Source organism: Hymenobacter chitinivorans DSM 11115 (assembly GCF_002797555.1).
Classification (GTDB): domain Bacteria; phylum Bacteroidota; class Bacteroidia; order Cytophagales; family Hymenobacteraceae; genus Hymenobacter; species Hymenobacter chitinivorans.
This window is the reverse complement of record NZ_PGFA01000003.1, coordinates 171,615-186,671: the sequence shown is the minus strand read 5'-3', so window position 1 is coordinate 186,671 and position 15,057 is coordinate 171,615. Positions and strand designations below refer to the sequence as shown.

Annotated in this window: 9 protein-coding genes and 1 tRNA gene; 7 read left to right on the top strand and 3 right to left on the bottom strand. The window is 62.4% G+C overall.

Going from position 1 to position 15,057, the window contains the following annotated elements; all coding sequences use genetic code 11:
• Positions 1 to 9: 9 nt before the first annotated feature.
• Positions 10 to 2,583: a cellulase family glycosylhydrolase gene (locus tag CLV45_RS17900; RefSeq protein WP_100337846.1), complete on the bottom strand. Its 2,574-nt coding sequence runs from the start codon at positions 2,581 to 2,583 to the stop codon at positions 10 to 12.
• A 392-nt stretch (positions 2,584 to 2,975) separates the two neighbouring features.
• On the opposite strand from CLV45_RS17900, the gene CLV45_RS17895 reads away from it, so the two are divergent.
• The 6 genes from CLV45_RS17895 to CLV45_RS17870 all read left to right on the top strand — a co-directional run bounded on the left by CLV45_RS17895 (position 2,976) and on the right by CLV45_RS17870 (position 11,449).
• Complete coding sequence (locus CLV45_RS17895; protein ID WP_157807626.1) at positions 2,976 to 3,194, top strand: mersacidin/lichenicidin family type 2 lantibiotic; 219 nt, start codon at positions 2,976 to 2,978, stop codon at positions 3,192 to 3,194.
• A gap of 274 nt (positions 3,195 to 3,468) precedes the next feature.
• The gene (locus tag CLV45_RS17890) at positions 3,469 to 3,711 is read left to right on the top strand and encodes a mersacidin/lichenicidin family type 2 lantibiotic (RefSeq protein ID WP_157807625.1); all 243 of its coding nucleotides are present in this window, start codon (positions 3,469 to 3,471) and stop codon (positions 3,709 to 3,711) included.
• Between the two features lie 440 nt (positions 3,712 to 4,151).
• Positions 4,152 to 7,214, top strand: coding sequence for a type 2 lanthipeptide synthetase LanM family protein (locus tag CLV45_RS17885; RefSeq protein WP_157807624.1), 3,063 nt, complete (start codon positions 4,152 to 4,154; stop codon positions 7,212 to 7,214).
• 59 nt (positions 7,215 to 7,273) lie between these two features.
• Complete coding sequence (locus CLV45_RS17880) at positions 7,274 to 9,448, top strand: peptidase domain-containing ABC transporter (protein WP_100337842.1); 2,175 nt, start codon at positions 7,274 to 7,276, stop codon at positions 9,446 to 9,448.
• Between the two features lie 45 nt (positions 9,449 to 9,493).
• Positions 9,494 to 10,759 carry an HlyD family secretion protein gene (locus CLV45_RS17875; protein WP_100337841.1) on the top strand — a complete coding sequence of 422 codons (1,266 nt, stop codon included), beginning with the start codon at positions 9,494 to 9,496 and terminating at the stop codon, positions 10,757 to 10,759.
• Between the two features lie 42 nt (positions 10,760 to 10,801).
• A complete protein-coding gene (locus CLV45_RS17870) occupies positions 10,802 to 11,449 on the top strand; it encodes a hypothetical protein (protein ID WP_157807623.1) in 648 nt (215 codons plus the stop codon).
• A 163-nt stretch (positions 11,450 to 11,612) separates the two neighbouring features.
• On the opposite strand, the gene CLV45_RS17865 is transcribed toward CLV45_RS17870, so the two are convergent.
• Positions 11,613 to 11,685 (bottom strand) — tRNA-Met (locus CLV45_RS17865).
• A gap of 243 nt (positions 11,686 to 11,928) precedes the next feature.
• Here CLV45_RS17865 and CLV45_RS17860 point away from each other — a divergent pair.
• Complete coding sequence (locus tag CLV45_RS17860; protein WP_100337839.1) at positions 11,929 to 13,089, top strand: alpha/beta hydrolase; 1,161 nt, start codon at positions 11,929 to 11,931, stop codon at positions 13,087 to 13,089.
• Between the two features lie 75 nt (positions 13,090 to 13,164).
• Here CLV45_RS17860 and CLV45_RS17855 read toward each other — a convergent pair whose 3' ends face one another.
• Positions 13,165 to 15,042, bottom strand: a complete 1,878-nt coding sequence (locus CLV45_RS17855) for a BamA/TamA family outer membrane protein (protein ID WP_100337838.1) — start codon at positions 15,040 to 15,042, stop codon at positions 13,165 to 13,167.
• Positions 15,043 to 15,057 lie beyond the last annotated feature (15 nt).

Here is a 15,057-nt window from a genome sequence, read left to right as displayed (position 1 = left end):
AAGCGGCATTTACCGCAGGAAAATCGACTCAATATCAACCTGGGTAGCCGCGGCGGCATCTACCAGCAGCTGCACCACTTCGGTGTCGGCCAGCCGCAGCGGGCCGGGGTTAGAACTTTGGAAGCGCAGCGGCAAAAAACCCGGATACGGCCTCGGGCTCAGCAGTAAAGCACTGGCGTTGAAGCTACTCAGCGGAATCCGGATTTCGCGCAGCTCAGTAGTTAGCGGTACGGGCGCGGCAAAGGCGGCGGCATCCTGGGTGGCCAGCACCACCTGCGCCCCCACCGGCCGGCTGGCCCGGGCCTTGACTACCACCTCCGTAAAGCCGCTCAAATCCTGGCGGCGGGCCGGCAGCTTGTCACCGTAGTAAGCCCGCAGGCAGGCGGCCGGCCCGGTTTCGGCGGCCGGAGCCGCAGCCTCTTTGGCCTCGCCCTGCACGAAGCGCAGCGCCAGCGCCCCGGCCGCTTCGGTCGTGACGTACTCCGTCCAGGCGGTGCGGCTCAGGCTGCGGGCTTCCACCTGGCCTTGGTCGGCGGCAGCCCGAAACAGGAACAGCGGCGTTTGGGCCGTTACCAGCGGCACTTCCCAATGCTCCGGGGAGAAAAAGTCCCATTCCTGGGGCTGGCCGCGGAAGCCGCCGGGAAAGGTGAGCGGCTGCCCGGCCTTTTTCAGCACCAGCCAATAGCGCAGCAAGCCGGCGGTGGTCAGCTCGGCCGGCACGGTGGCTTCCACGGTGGCATACGCCGGCTGCCGCACGGGGAGCACCCGCGTACGGCCGTAGTAGTGCTGGGCCACCAGAAATACACTGTCGGCGGCTTCAATGCCGGTCAGCGTGGCCCGGATAATGAGGGGCTGCCCGGCCGTGGCCTGGGCCGGCGGGGTGTGGCGTACCTGGGGCCCGAGCTTGGTGGGCGCCGGGGCCGCAAACTCGCCCAGGCGCAACGAACCCAACGGCGAATCGGCCGTCCAGGCGCTGGTTTGCTTGCCGGCCGCGGCCAGCAGGTACACGCCCGGCCGCACCGTCAGGCGGCCGTCGGTGGCCTGTGCCTGGGCGGTGTTGCCTTCATTGAGGCCGCGCAGCGTAAAGCGGGGCCCCAGCTCGGGCAGCGCGAGGCGCAGGGGCTGGTCGTTCCACAGAATCTGAGTCACGGGCTTTTGCAGGGAGGCCGTTTCAAACGGGTCCCGGATAGGCACCGCGTCGGGCAGCACTTCCAGCCGCCACATGCCCGGCGCCACCCGGTCCAGGAAGTAGGCCCCCGAGCCCCCGTACTGCACCAGTGGGGAGCTGCCCACACCGGCCACGTGCCGTAGCTTGGCCACTTTCTTGACAATCGTTTGTGTAGAAGCCGTGTAGTAAAATTCCTCCTCGGTGCTCATCTCGCTCAGCCCCCGCCGGTAGCTCACCCGGAAGGCATCGAAGACGGAGTCGGCGGGGTAGCGCCCGAAGCTTTGGCCCCGCCCCACCCGGCGAAATACCTTGCCGGCAATAAGCAGGCTCAGGGCTTTGGCCGGGGTGTAGGCCAGGTTCAGATAGTGGGTCTGGTACTCGGTGTTGGCGTAGGCAATGGCCAGCGGGTCGTAGGCAAACTGGGTGGCCCACTGAAACCCGGCTTCCCGGAAGCTGCGGGCCATCATCGGGTACATCACCGGCTGGATTATGTCGCCCGACTCAAACTCGTACACCAGCTTGGCCCGGCGCCGAAACCGCGGGTCCTGCCGAAACGGAATGGGGTACTGGTCCACGTGGGGCAGCAAATTGCCGCGCAGCGTGTGCCCGCTCACTAGGCCGGCCGGGTACCACTGAAACGTCAGCCCATCCACGTTGGCGGCCAGGATGGCGTCTTCCACTTCCGGGTTTTCGGCAATGTTGTAGAAAATGGGCTTGCCGTAGCCTGTAGCCCGCATAGCGGCCACCATGCGGTTGGCAAAGGCCGTTACCTGGGCCGCCGGCTGCTGGTAGCGGGGCTCGTTGCAGACCTCAAAGGCGAGAATGTCAGGGTCTTCGCGGTTGAGCAGCCGGGTGTACTGGTTGCGGTGGTTGAGAAACTGCGTCAGATAGTTTTCCTGGGCCCGGATGGCCCGCGGATTGGTGTAGGCCTGCACTTTGGAATACATGCTGGAAAAGCCCGTGCCGGAGTCCTTCTCGGGGTAGCCGTTGTTCCAGTAAGCAATGGGCGTCAGAATAACCTTGATGCCGCGCTGCTTGAGTTGGGCCACCAGGTAGTCGAGCAGGCGCAAGTGCTCATTCTGCTGCAGATTGCCCAGCGTGTCAGTAATTTCCACGTCCCAGACGTGAATCCGAAAGGCGTCGAGGCCCAGGCGCGCAAGGTGGTACACATCCTGGTCGATGGCCTTTTCGGCGCTGCCGCCCACGGCCTGCTGGGCCCGGTAGGCGTGGGCAAACGGGGCGGTGTAATTGACCCCAAACAAGGCCACTTCCCGCTTGGTCTGCTGCCAGCGCAGCACGCCCTGCCCGTCTACGTACACGTCGCCGGTGGGCGGCGGGGTTTGGGCCCGGGCCGCCGGGCAAAGGCTAAACACGAGGGCCGCAAGGCCGAGCAGCCAGGGAAGAGCGGATGGCATAGAGAAAGTAAAATGGTAAACAGACCCGGGAGCGGTACTATCCGGCCTACGGCTGAACGGGCCAAACAGCAACGGCCAGCCCCAGGTTTTGTCCGCTGCCAGTTCCCATTCCGCCGGGTCATCGCGCCGCGGCGGGCTATTCCCGACGGCCAAAATCCCGCCCAGGCCATACCCGTTGCCAAAGAAAGCAAAGCATTTCACAAGTTAGCGCCGCGGAAGTCCCGTGATTATGCTTTTTCGTCCTTTCAATCGCAGTGTTGATACGCAGCTTTAATTACGAACTAGGAATTATGCGGCCAACTATACTACTTGCTCCCGCCTTCACTGCTCTGCAGGTGTAGAGCATTATAAATTATATAGCAAGGCATATTATTATTATGGAAAAGCAATTGATGACGATCCGCGCGTGGAAAGATGCCGAATACCGCGCTACCCTCACCCCCGAGCAACTGGCCCAGGTGGAGCCCAATCCTGTCGGCTCGGCTCTGACCGAGGAAGAACTCACCCAAAATACTGGCGGCCTGATGGTTGGCCCCGGCTGGTGGCCCACCATTAGCGGTGAGTGTAACGGCGGCTACTGCTGCAACCCCTTCGGCTCGAACATCGGCTAAGCTGGGCAAAACCGCTGTTAATTCGCAGCACCGCTTACTTTTTCGCCTGCACTAAATTGCCGCACTGCGAACTTGGGCAATGTTCTTCTTGCAAAGGCTTCCCATCCAGATATAAGCAAAACGCTGGCATATTTATTTACGGCGAATTTATTTAAGAAAGGCAACTCCGTAATTGTCCAGATTACGGAATCTAATTTCTCCGCTTGCTTGTGCCTTAACTGCTCTGCAGTTGTGGAGCATTGTAAAAATTATAAGTAAGGCATATTTTATTATTATGGAAAAGCAATTGATGACGATCCGCGCGTGGAAAGATGCTGAGTACCGCGCTACCCTCACCCCCGAGCAACTGGCCCTGATTGAGCCCAACCCCATCGGGGCAGCCCTGACCGAGGAAGAACTCACCCAGCACACCGGCGGTGAGGCCTTCGAAGACGTAGTTGGCCCGGGCTGGTGGCCCACCATCAGCGGCGAGTGCAACGGCGGCTACTGCTGCAACCCCTTCGGCTCGGGCCGCTAGGCTGCCCGCAACCAACGCCTGACTAGCGAATCACGCTACTCCGTTCCTACCTCCTGCTTTCGTTGGGCCTGAAGCGCGGCACTCCCCTTAGGGCTCCGTTTTCCGAGCAAAACGCCCCCTGGCCATCGGCCTCAGCCCGACTCCTCAGCCCCGGCGAAGGCAGGACGTAAGCCCAAACGCATCCGGTAGCTCACCAAGCTACCGGATGCCTGCTTACCAGTTCTTCTACCACTTGCGCACGTGCTGGCCCCGGCTGTTCACCAGCCCGTTACCTCTATCCTATTCTAGCCTTATCGTTATTCTATTCTATTCTATTCTATTCTCTTCCTATCATGAGCGACAAAACCGTTAGCCTCGCCGAACGCGCCGCAACCCTGCGCCGGACTGCTGTTTATGCTACTTCCCGCGCGCGCAATTCGGAATCAGCCTCTTCCTTTCGCGTGAAAGCGTGGCTGGAAACGCTGCGCCACCCCGGCATTCTGGAAAAGCGGCTCAAGGGCATCGGTTTAAGCCAGGAAGAATTCACCACCATTATCAGCCAGCCCGCCGAGCCCGACCAAGCCGTGGAAGCGGCCCTGGCTACCGTGCTATCCGAGCTGCGGGCACCCAACCGGCCGGAGCCCACCGACAGGCTCTCGGCCTCGTTCCGCCACGAATACCCGGTGGCCGGCTTCTTCGATGTCGTCGAGCCCATTTTGTTCTGGCAGCAGCAGCTCCTGGCCGCTGAGCTGGCCGAGCGCCACCCGGCCCACGCCGAGCTGCGCCACACTGGCATTCTGAAGTGCAAGCGCGGCCTGGGCGCCATCCTCTTTGAAATTATCAACCGCACGCTGGTCCTGGACATGAACGTGTCGCGGGAGCTGGGCCTGCTGCAGGGCGCCACGCCGGCCGAGCGGTTTGCTTTTTATTTGAACTCGCTGCGCAATCCGGCCAAAATCGAGAGCCTCTACGAGGAATACCCGGCCCTGTTCAAGGTGCTGTATATTACGCTCAGCAACTGGCGCCGCAACAGCGCCGACTTAATCAGCCGCCTGATTACCGATCAGGCCCAAATTGAAACTGAATTCGGCATTGTGGCCGATACGCTGATAAAAGTACAGCTCGGGGCCGGCGATGCGCACGTGGGCGGCAAAGCCGTGACCATTCTGACCTTTGCCTCCGGGCACAAAGTGGTGTACAAGCCCCGCTCCCTGGGCTCCGACGAGAAGTTCCACGACATCATCCGCTGGATCAACACCCAGCAGCTGGGCTTCACGCTCAAAACCGTGCGCACCATCGGGCGCGCCGACTACGGCTGGGTGGAGCACATCGACCAGCTGCCCTGCCAGAATGAGGCCGAAGTAGCCTGCTTCCACCAGAAGCTGGGCGCCCTGCTGGCCCTGTTGCACCTGACCAACGCCACCGACTTCCACTACGAAAACCTGATTGCCCACGGCTCCGACCCCACGCTGATTGACCTCGAAACCCTGGTTACGCCCAACCTGAAGGCCATCGACTCAATTGAGGGCATCCTGGAAGACTCCGTGCTCAAGATTGCCATTCTGCCCACCTGGCGCTACGACAAGCAGCAGCGCAAACGCGTGGACCTGAGCGGCATCAGCGTGGCCCAGGACCAGCAGAGCCTGACGTTGCGCCCGGCCTGGAATGCCTTCGAAACCGACGAAATGCGCATCGAGCCCCAGCAAATGCCGCTGGGCCGGGGCAAAAACAACCCGACGCTGAACGGCCAGAAAGTGGCCGTATCCGACTACATCCCGCAGCTGGAAGCCGGCTTCCGGGCCGTGTACTCGCTCATCGAGCGGAACAAGGAGCTGTTTACCGGTCCCGGCGGCTTTATCGACGCCTTCGGCACTACGCCCGTGCGGGTACTACTGCGCAATACCAGCGCCTACGGCGACCTGCTCTACGCCAGCTACCACCCCGACTACCTGATTCATTCCCTGGACCGCGACCGGCTTTTCGACCGGCTCTGGCACCAGGTGGAGTCGGACCGGCTGCCGGCGGCCCTGATCCAGCTGGAGCACGAGGACCTGACCCGCCAGGACGTGCCCCTGCTCACGGCCTTCCCGGCCTCGCGGGACTTGTGGCTCGACCATGCCCACTGCTTCCCCAACTTCTACGCCGCCTCGGGCGCCGACTGCTGCAAGGAAAAAATTGGCCGCATGAGTACCACCGACCTGGAGCGGCAGTGCTGGCTGATCCGCTCGACCATTGCCTCGGCCCTGCCCAACCAGATCAACTTCTCGACCCTGCGCTACCTCGAGGGCGGCACCCTGCCCGTCACATCGGAGTTGCTGCTGCAGGAGGCCCGCCGCATCGGCGACCGGCTCAGCGCGCTGGCCATTCACTCGAGCGACGACACGGTGAGCTGGTTTGGCTTCTCGATGAAGGGCGAGGTCTACGAGATATGGCCCGTAGGCGTCGACTTGTACAGCGGCCTGCCAGGCATCATCCTGTTTTTGAGCCACCTGAGTCATATTACCGGCGAGGCCAAGTACGGCACGCTAGCCAGCCAAGCTCTGCACACCTTCAACGGCTACGTAGACAACATCCTAGCCAAGGGCCGCCGCCTCGACGACAACATCGGCGCCTTCGACGGCGTGGGCGGCTGGGTTTACCTCTACTCCCAGCTGGCCCTGCTCACTGGCGACGAAGCCCTGGCCGAGCGGGCCCGCCGCATCGGGGAGCAGGCCGCCGAGGCCATCGACACCACCACCAACTTCGACATCATCAACGGCATGGCCGGGCTGATTCTGGTATACCTGGGGCTGTACAAGTCCACGGGCTCGGTGGCGGCCCTGGGCCACGCTACCCGCTGCGGGGAAGTGCTGCTGCGCCGCGCCGTGACTCCCGAACCGGGCGGCAGCGCCTGGCTTTCGTACAGCCAGCAGCCTCTCACCGGCTTTGGCCACGGCACCAGCGGCGTGGCCCTGGCCCTGGCCAAGCTGCACCACGCCACCCATGACCCGCGCTTCCTGGCCCTGGTGCAAGGCGCCCTGGCCTACGAGCGGACTCAGTTTTTGCCCGGCAAAGGCAACTGGGCCGACTTGCGCAACCTCAACGTGGAGGCCGGCAACGCCAGCAACGAGGTGGTAAACATGACGGCCTGGTGCGCCGGCGCCACCGGTGTGGGCCTGAGCCGCCTGGCCATGCAGCCGTATTACACCGATGCCCAACTGCCCCACGAGGCCGAAATAGCCCTGTGCACCACCCTGCGCTTCGGCATGGGCTGGAACCACTCCCTCTGCCACGGCGACTTCGGCAGCCTCGAATACCTGCAGCAGTATCAATTGGCCCATCCTGAGGCTGGTCTGGACGCCACGCTGGAGCGGCTGCTGGGCGCGGTGCGCTATAGTTTCCAGGAGCACGGCCCGATTTCGGGCGTGGCCCTGGGCATCGAAAACCCGGGGCTGATGACCGGCCTGGCCGGCATTGGCTACCAGCTGCTGCGCCTGGCCCGGCCCGCTCAGGTGCCGTCCATTCTGCTGCTGGAGTCGCTGTAAGCTGCTCTCTGGCAGGCAGCTGCGGGGGCACTATCCTTTGGGTCTTAAGACTATTCCGGATGAAAAACTTTCCTTTTTATCGGCAGCAAGACGAAATGGACTGCGGCCCCACCTGCCTGCGCATGGTGGCCAAGCACTACGGCCGCGACTATTCCCGGCAGTACCTGCGCCAGCATAGCTTCCTGAACCGGTCGGGGGCTTCCCTGCTGGGCCTGAGCGAAGCCGCCGAGGGCATCGGGCTGCGCAGCCTGGGCGTGAAGCTGACCCTGGAGCAGCTCAGCACCGAAACCCAGCTGCCCTGCATCCTGCACTGGGACCAGAAGCACTTCGTGGTGCTGCACAAGGTGGCCCGGGGCCACTACCACATTGCCGACCCCGGCCTGGGGCCCACCATCTGCACCCGGGCCGAAATGGAGCGGCACTGGCTGGGCGGCTCGGGCGTGGGCATTGCCCTGCTGCTGGAGCCCACCCCGGCCTTTCATGAGCGCGACGAGGAAGCCGGCGACGATGCTCTGAGTGGCTGGAGCCTGCTGCGCAGCTATATGCGGGTGCACCGCCCGCTGCTGGTGCAGCTCTTTATCGGGTTGCTCATTGGCAGCATCATTCAGCTGGCTCTGCCCTTTCTGACCCAGGCCATTGTGGACACCGGCATCCGGACCCGCAACCTGAACTTTATCTATCTGATTCTGGTGGCCCAGGTCACCCTCTTTGCCGGGCGCACCGGCGTGGAGCTGCTGCGGCGCTGGATTTTGCTCCACCTGAGTACCCGCATCAACGTGGCCCTGGTGTCGGACTTCCTGACCAAGCTGCTCAAGCTGCCGGTGGCCTTTTTCGAAGCCAAGCGTATCGGCGACCATCTGCAGCGCATCCGGGACCACGACCGGGTGGAAAGCTTCCTGAGCACCTCGTCGTTGAACGTGCTGTTTTCGCTTTTCAACCTGGTGCTCTTCGGGGCCGTGCTGGGCTACTACGATGCCACCATTCTGCTGATATTTTTGGGCGGCAGCGCCCTGTACGCGCTGTATATCACCTTTTTCCTGAAGCGGCGCAAAAAGCTCGACCAGCTCCGCTTCCACCAGCTGGCCCAAAACCAGAGCACCCTGATTCAGCTGCTGCACGGCATGACCGAAATCAAGCTCAACGGCTGCGAGGTGCGCCGCCGCTGGGACTGGGAGGCCATCCAGGCCAAGCTGTTCCGGCTGAACGTGCGCACCACGGCCCTGAACCAGTACCAGCAGGTAGGCAGCGCCTTTATCAACGAGCTCAAGAACCTGGTCATCACCTTCGTGGCTGCCCAGGCCGTTATCAACGGCGACATGACCCTGGGTATGATGCTCTCGGTGCAGTTTATCATCGGCCAGCTCAACGCCCCGGTCAACGACTTCATCGGCTTCATCCAGGAAATGCAGGATGCCAACACCAGCCTGGAGCGTATTAGTGAAATTCACTCCCTGGCCAACGAGGAAGACAACCAGACGGCTCAGCCCGCCCGGCGCCAACAGGATATCCACCTCCAGCACCTCGATTTCCGCTACGACGGTCCCGGCTCCCCGCTGGTCCTCGACGATTTGTCGCTGTTTATTCCCAAGGGCAAAGTCACGGCCATCGTGGGTTCCAGCGGCAGCGGCAAAACCACCCTGCTCAAGCTGCTGCTCAAGTTTTACCCGCTCAGCGGCGGCCATATTCTGGTCGGCAACAGCCCCCTGGACCAGCTTAGCTCCCGGGAGTGGCGGCGCAAGTGCGGGGTGGTCATGCAGGACGGCTACCTGTTTTCGGACACTATTGCCAACAACATTGCCGTGTCGGATGAGGAAGTCGACCCGCAAAAGCTGCAGCACGCCGTGCAGGTGGCCAACATTGAGGACTTCATCCAGTCCTTGCCCTTGGGCTACCACACCAAGATTGGCAGTGACGGAATCGGGCTGAGCCAGGGCCAGAAACAGCGCCTGCTCATTGCAAGGGCCGTGTACAAAGACCCCGACTACCTGTTTTTCGACGAGGCCACCTCGGCCCTGGACTCGACCAACGAGAAGGTTATCATGCAGAACCTGAACAAGTTCTTCGAAGACCGCACCGTCGTCGTTATTGCCCACCGGCTGAGCACGGTGAAGAATGCCGACCAGATTGTGATGCTGCACCGGGGCAAAATCGTGGAGGTGGGCACCCACGCCGAGCTGACCCGCTCCCAGGGCGCCTACTACGCCTTGGTGCACAATCAGCTGGAGCTGGCCTGAGCCCCGACCTTCGCTAGAGCCTTATCCATTATTTAGCTATCCGTTATGCCTACTATTCAGTTCACCGACCGCAGCGACGGGATTCAGGAAATAATCGGCACTACTCCCTCCTGGCTGCTGCGGGCCGGAGCCGGCTACTTGCTGGGGCTGCTGGTGCTGGTACTCACCCTGAGCGGGGCCGTCCGCTACCCCGACGTGCTGCCCGCTTCCATCGTCGTCACGAGCGAAGTGGCACCTTTTACGGCCGTTACCCGCGCCAATGGGGCTCTGCAGCTGCTCGTGCGCGAAGGCCAGGCCGTGCACGCCGGGCAGCCGCTGGGCTACGTGGAAAGCGCCGCCGCTTTTCCGCAGGTGCAGGCCCTGAAGAAAGTGCTGGCCCCGGGAGCTACCCCCGCGTGGACCGGCGGCGCCCCCGACCAGTTTCGGCAGCTAGGCGAGCTGCAAGCGGCCTACGAAACCTTCCGCAAGGCCACGGCCGACTACCAGCACTTCGAGCAGCTGGACGAGTACAGCCAGCAAGTGCGGGCTTTGCAGGACGAGGTGGCCGCCTACGAAACCCTGAACCGCAACCTGGCCGGCCAGCGGGAGCTCCAAACCCAGGAGTTGGCCCTGGCCCGCAAGCGCTACAGCATCGACAGCGGGCTGCTGACGAGCAAGGTAATTGCCGAAACCGACCTGGACGCTTCCCACCGCACCCTGCTACAGCAGCAAAAAAGCGTGGCCAACTCCCAGGCCAGCATCATCTCCAACGCCATTACGGCCTCCGAGCTGCGCCGCCGCATCGGGGAACTGCGTCTGCAGCGCGACGAGCGGCGCCAGCAGCTGCGGCTGGCCCAGGAGCAAACGGCCCGCTCCCTGCGCAACGCCATTGCCCAGTGGGAAGCCGACCATGTGCTGCTAGCCAAGCAGGCCGGCATGGTGGCCCTGCTCAAAGAGTGGGTGGCGGGCCAGTTTGTGCCCGCCGCCACACCCGTGCTGTCGGTCCTGACGCCCGCCACGGCCATGACCGGGCGGCTGCGCCTGCCGGTGCAGGGCTCGGGCAAGGTCAAGACCGGGCAGCGCGTTAATATACTGCTCGACAACTACCCGGCCGAGCAGTACGGCATGCTCGAAGGCCTGGTGGCCCGCGTAGCGCCCCTGCCGCAGGGCAACTCCTACGACGTAGTAGTACGGCTACCGACCGAGCTTATCACCACCTACCACAAACCCATTGCCTTCAAGCAGCAGCTACAGGGCCGGGCCGAAATCATTACCGAGGATTTATCTTTATTACAGCGCGTTTTTTACCAGTTCCGGGGCCTGTGGCAGTAAGCCAAAGCGGCCTTTGCTTCACTTAGAGCAGTATATCCAGCTATGCGTGTTCAAGACCTAAAACGGGCTGTGGTACTGCAGCTAGCCGTTATTTACACCCGCTACCTGCTCGGCGGTGCTTTTGTGTTTGCCAGCATCATCAAGATAAAAGGTCACCGCTTTACCACCCTGAGTGGGGAGCTGAGTCCGATTAACAGCGCTATGCACTTCTTCGAAACGATGTACCAGTCGGGGCTATACTGGCAGTTTATCGGGCTGGGCCAGTGCGTGGCGGGCCTGCTGCTGCTGACTCAGCGCTACGCCTTGCTGGGCGCGGTGCTGTTTCTGCCGATCATCAGCAACGTTTTCGTCATCACCGTGTCGTACAGCTTCTTCGGCCTTACGCCCCTCATCACGGGCGCCATGCTGCTGGCCACCGTGGGGCTGCTGGCCTGGGACGCCAACAGCCTGCAACCTCTTCTCAACCGGCCTTCCGTGGAGCTGCCTACTTCAGCCCTGTATCAAAGCAAAATCTGGGAAGTAGCTGGCCTGTTGCTATTTATGTCCACAGCGGGGTACCGCGCCTTCATCGACCACTACGATTTCCTACTGTGGGCCGGCGTGTGCACCGCCCTTGGCGGTGCGGCCCTGCTGGCCGCTTGGCTACGCTACCGCAAGCAGCAGCCGGCAGCCGTGCCCCAGGGCTTCTAAAGCCACGGCACTCCCATTGCAACGCGTAAGCTCTTGCAAGCCAAGGGTTGACCACAGAGCTTACTTGCTCCGCTAGCTACCAGGTATACTGCACGAGCAAGGCAGCCTGAGCTTAGGATTAAAAAGAAAAAGGGCGTTTCCGGATTGGAAACGCCCTTTTAGGTAGCGGGGACAGGACTCGAACCTGTGACCTTTGGGTTATGAGCCCAACGAGCTACCAACTGCTCCACCCCGCACTGTTTGGTGATGCAAATGTAAGAGGGTTTTTCGGAAATGCGTCATGCAAGGTTACAATACGGCCCGTAGTCAGGTCTTTTCACTGATTATCAGGAACAATAATTTTTCCTTGCTGCTTATTTTGGTTGGACAACACTGTATAGCAGTATTGTTATATCCTACTGAAAATTAGAATTACACAAACATTTAACTCAACGGGGCGTACTGGGAGAACAAGCTCAACTGCTCTCAACCACTACACCATGACTAGTTCTGTTCTTTTTGCCGGCCGCCCCGCGTGGCTGGCCGCTGCTCTGTTTGCCTCTTCGCTGGGCCTAGCCTCCTGCAACTCCTCCGCTACGAGCGAGCAAACCACCGAATCCACCACCACTGCCGACGCAGCCGTAACGGATTCGGCCGCTACGGCGGCTCCTAAGCCCGTGCAGCCCGCCGGCCCGGCTCCGGCGTGGGCGCCCAACATAGCGCCCGAGATGCAAACCGTTATTGAGAAGCTGGCCGCGCTGCAGGGCCCCACCCCACCCGAAACCCTCATGCCAGCCGAGGTGCGCAAAGCTCCTTCCGCCACCGACGCCACCATGGCCGTCATGAAGGACTTTGGGATTCCCACCCCGCCTTCCCCCCTCGATACCATGAGCAAAGAAGTGGCGCCGGGCGTGAAGGCCCGAATTTATATTCCCAAGGGCGCCACCGGCCCGCTACCGGTGGTGGTGTACTACCACGGCGGGGGCTGGGTTATTGCCAACCTGGACACGTACGACCCCTCGGTGCGGGCCCTGGCTGAGAAAACCAACGCCGTCTTTGTGTCGGTGGCATATCGGCAGGCTCCGGAAAACAAGTTTCCCACGGCCCACAACGACTCGTTTGCCGCCTACCAGTGGGTGCTCAAAAATGCTGCTTCCATCAAGGGTGACCCTAAGCGCGTGGCGGTGGCGGGCGAAAGTGCCGGCGGCAACCTGGCCGCGGCCGTGTGCATGATGGCCCGCGACAAAGGCGTGATGCAGCCCAAGCACCAGCTGCTGGTGTATCCCATTGCCGATTACAGCATGAATACCGAGTCGTACCAGAAGAATGCCCAGGCCAAGCCGCTGAGCAAACCATTTATGGCCTGGTTCTTCAAGCACTACCTGCGTACCCCGGCCGACGGCAACAGCCCGCTGATTTCGCTGGTGAAGGCCCCGAACGTGAAGGGCCTGGCGCCCGCCACGGTCATCACGGCCGGCATCGACCCGCTGATGAGCGAGGGGAAGGCCTACGCCGACAAGCTGCAGGCCGCCGGAATTGCAGTCAAATACCAGAACTACGACAACGTGACCCACGAATTCTTCGGCATGAGTGCCGTGGTGCCCCAGGCCAAAGAAGCCCAGGACCTGGCCGCCGGCGAGTTGAAAAATGCGCTGAAGTAGCTCAGGGTAGTTTCCGGATTGTAAAAAGCCCGCTCTGGTTTGCAGAGCGGGCTTTTCTGTGCGCCTTGAGCGAAGTCAAAACCGGCTGATAATGCCGAAGTGAATCTTGGAATTGCTCAGCGACATGCGCTGGTTGTCGGAGCGGCCCACCGAGTACACAAACTGGAACAAACCGGCCCCGGTGCGGAAGCTCAGGCCCGCCCCCAGGCCGGTGGGGGCCTCCCGGGTTTTGTCGTTCAGCAAGTCGCGGCGCAGGTAGGCTTGGTCCACGAAGAGGAATACGAAGGAGTCGGCGCCGGTAAACTGCCGGAATTCGGCGGTCCCGATGCCGTAGGTGTTGGCGTAGAAAGCATACTCGTTGAAGCCGCGCAGCGTGGCCAGCCCGCCGAGGCGAAACATGTCGTTGAGAAACAGCCGCTCGTTTACCAGCGACTCACCCCGCAGCCGGGTAAGCAGCACGCCGTTGCGCCCGATGCGGAAGTAGCGCTCCAAGCGCAGGCCCAGCGTTACCTGGGTGGTTTGCAGGGGTACCCGGTTGTAGAGCGAGTCTTCCAGGTCGGCATTCTTGGTGATGCGCTTGGTACCCACGGCCGCCTGCCCCGCCGCTAGGAAGCCCCGGCGCGGAAAGAGCAAGTCGTCGAGGCTGTTCCAGTTGTAGTCGAGGCCGTAGGAGTTATACTGCGAGTCAATGTTGTCGGGCAGCTTATCCAGCTCCCGCAGACTTTTGGGCTTGTCACTCAGCAGGCGGGAGCTACGGCGCTCGGTAAAAAAGCTGATGCGCCCGGCCCGTACCGTGGGGTAGGTAATTTGCAGGCGGGGCTGCACCGTCAGAAAGGCGTTGGTTTGCCGGTAGAGCTCGAAGTTGCCGCCCAGTTCCAGCGGCGTCCCGAAGAAGTTGGGGTGCACGTAGTGGGCCGCCAGCTGCTGGGAAGCCGCGTCGAGCTTGCGCCACTGCAGCCCCACCTGCTTGCCGCCCCCGCTCAGGTTGCGCAGGTTGATGTTGACGTCGCCGGTGAGCTGCAGCTTCTTCTGGCCCACGCCCGGCGAAGGGTTAGGCAGCACGCCCACAATGGCGTCGAACTGATTGGAGGGCCGGTCTTCGAGCAGCAGATACAGCCGGGCCTTGCCCTGGAAAAAGCGTACTTCGGGCTCGGCCTGCACCTGCAGGTAGGGCAGTTGCCGCAGCAGGCGCGCCGCGGCGTCCACGCGCTGCTGGTTGTAGGGCTGGTTGGGAAAAATCTGCAGGTACTTGGTCAGAAACCGCTTTTTCGTCTTGGTTTTGCCCACTAGCTGAATCGAGTCGAAAACCACGACCCGGCCCCGGTCCAGCACCACCCGGCCGCTGATATCGGCCCCGCGCAGCCCCAGGGAGTCGAGACGAACGGTAGCGAAGGGGTAGCCCTGGTTTTCGGCTTCGGCAAGGATGTTCTGCTGCAGCTTGCGCCACTCGTCGGGCTCGAAGGGCGTGCGATTGTAGAGCTTTTCGCGGTAGCCGGCCCGGGTCATGAGCCCGTCGCCGAGGTTGCCGTTGCGCAGCCGGGCCCAGCGGAATTTCTCGCCCACGTAGAGCTGCACCCGCAGCGTGTCGTGGCTCCAGCGCATGCCGTCGGCCGAGGCCGTCAGGTAGGAAGCGGCCTGCAAGGCCAGTACCAGCTCGCGCACCTCGCGGAAGGCCGCCAGCGAATCGGGCACCACGCTGCGGTAGCGGTAGCGGCGCAGCAGGGCCTGGTCGGCGGCCTCGGTTTCGAGCCGGATAACGAGGCGGCGAGTCGCACGAACTGCCCGAGCCCGCAGGCTGGAATCGGGCCGGGCTGGCGGTGGGGGCGGGGGCGGGGTGCTCAGGCCGGGCTGGTTGGGCACCGGCAACGTCGGGGTTTGGGCCCGCGCGGCCCCGGGCCAGCCGCCGAGCAGGCAGCTAGCCAAAAACAGGAAAACGAGGGCGCGGGCGTACATTTGGAAACACAAACG

What these genes read in the sequence shown, in the direction of transcription:
- CLV45_RS17900 (WP_100337846.1), bottom strand. Translation starts at nt 2,583, where the DNA reads ATGCCATCCGCTCTTCCCTGGCTGCTCGGCCTTGCGGCCCTCGTGTTT.
- CLV45_RS17895 (WP_157807626.1), top strand. Translation starts at nt 2,976, where the DNA reads ATGACGATCCGCGCGTGGAAAGATGCCGAATACCGCGCTACCCTCACC.
- CLV45_RS17890 (WP_157807625.1), top strand. Translation starts at nt 3,469, where the DNA reads ATGGAAAAGCAATTGATGACGATCCGCGCGTGGAAAGATGCTGAGTAC.
- CLV45_RS17880 (WP_100337842.1), top strand. Translation starts at nt 7,274, where the DNA reads ATGAAAAACTTTCCTTTTTATCGGCAGCAAGACGAAATGGACTGCGGC.
- CLV45_RS17875 (WP_100337841.1), top strand. Translation starts at nt 9,494, where the DNA reads ATGCCTACTATTCAGTTCACCGACCGCAGCGACGGGATTCAGGAAATA.
- CLV45_RS17870 (WP_157807623.1), top strand. Translation starts at nt 10,802, where the DNA reads ATGCGTGTTCAAGACCTAAAACGGGCTGTGGTACTGCAGCTAGCCGTT.
- CLV45_RS17860 (WP_100337839.1), top strand. Translation starts at nt 11,929, where the DNA reads ATGACTAGTTCTGTTCTTTTTGCCGGCCGCCCCGCGTGGCTGGCCGCT.
- CLV45_RS17855 (WP_100337838.1), bottom strand. Translation starts at nt 15,042, where the DNA reads ATGTACGCCCGCGCCCTCGTTTTCCTGTTTTTGGCTAGCTGCCTGCTC.